General features: G+C 64.3%; 2 protein-coding genes. Both read right to left on the bottom strand.

What is annotated here, in order from left to right; all coding sequences use genetic code 11:
- Positions 1–598 (bottom strand): anti-sigma factor (locus GSQ79_RS27230; protein WP_368669984.1); only part of this gene is annotated, 598 nt, incomplete at its 3' end.
- Positions 598–1137 carry a hypothetical protein gene (locus GSQ79_RS27225; RefSeq protein WP_158811878.1) on the bottom strand — a complete coding sequence of 180 codons (540 nt, stop codon included), beginning with the start codon at positions 1135–1137 and terminating at the stop codon, positions 598–600. The genes GSQ79_RS27225 and GSQ79_RS27230, both read right to left, overlap by 1 nt.
- Positions 1138–1436: the final 299 nt, after the last annotated feature.

Genomic DNA, 1436 nt, shown 5'->3' with positions numbered 1-1436 from the left:
CCCCGGTGAAGCTGAAGCCCGCATTCCCGAGGTCGGGAATGGTCGGCGTCGGCAGTTCGCGGATGAGCGTGCGTGACGTGCCTGGCCCGGCGCCTTTCTCGCGTGGGGCGTTGTCGAATCCCTCGAAGCCGGGCGTGACAAGCAGGCCGTCGGGCCGACCGGTGGCGGTGAGAACGAGCGGCAATTCGACGGAAGCCGCGTGCTCGGCGATGAGCCAGCAGCCGACGGCCCCGACGAAACAGGCAAGAACGCCGAAGGTGAGAATGCCGCGCCACGATCGAGGTGCCGTTCCGGACGACGCCTGCGGCGCCACGATCGCCGCGGGCCTTGGGCCCGACCAGCTGTCGCTCGTGATGCATTTGAGCCGTGGCGGTGGCGTCAGACTGAGCGACAGCGGAATAAGTTCGTTTTCGACTTCCGAGAAACTGGCCTTGAGCAGGTCGTTCTGCTCGCGCCATGCCGCGACGCGCGCCCGCTCGGCCGCGTACGATTTGAGACGTTCGGTCACCTCCGCCTGACGCATCGTATCGAGCTGGCTGTCGACCAGGCCGTTGAGCTCGGCATCGCTGAAGGCGGATGGCGGGGCGCCGTAAGCCACTACTTCACCAGCCGAAGATACGAGACGTGTCCCTGGTCCGCGTTTCGCGTGGCCCCAGGATGGATCTGCAACTGGGCTTCCAGTGTCATGCGTGCCCGTGTCAGACGCGTCAGCAGAACGGTCTTGGTCACGTGAACGATTCGCGCAGCCTCGTCATGATCGAAGTTTTCCAATGCGACCAGAAGGAGGGCCTCCCGGTCTTCCAGAGCGAGGCTCATCAGGCCGATCGTGAGTTTGCTTTGCCGGACATTGGCGGACGCCGGCTTCGCGCCTGTCCGGGCGCCGAAGACCGCAGACCTCGATTGCGCGCGACCCGGCTGTTCGTCCGCGATGTCGCGATGCATCTGGGTCAGGGTCGCGTAGAGGCGGATGACGAGATCGGCGTGTACGCCAAGATTGCGTGACCCCAGTGCTCGAATCAGGGTGGCATGGACGAGATCGTCCGCGCGCTCGGAACCGCCCGGATCGCCCGACATCAGCGCTCGCGCATAACGCCGCAGACGCGGCGTCAGGGCGTTCAGGTCCTCGCGCAGTTTCACCTTGGGCCCTCGCCGCTTCCAACACGAGTCGTGAGAAAACGTTCTGTTAACCAAAAGGTAACAACCAACCGCGCGTCTGCCAATGGTCAAATCGGAGGGACTCTGCCGTCCGCGGGGCCTTGCGGCTTGCACTTGCGGAGGCTCTGCGCTTAAACGCGGCATCAGATCGGGCCGAAGCTTTCGGCGCCGATGCCTTTTTTTGAACCGGAATTAGAATGACGCAACCGGGAAGCATCCCCGCATCAGCGAAAAGCTCGGGTCTCCTGGCGGGAAAGCGTGGCTTGGTGCTCGGTGTCGCC

It is taken from the genome of Beijerinckia sp. L45, from assembly GCF_009765775.1.
Lineage (GTDB): Bacteria > Pseudomonadota > Alphaproteobacteria > Rhizobiales > Beijerinckiaceae > RH-AL1.
This window is presented reverse-complemented; position numbering and strand designations above follow the sequence as displayed.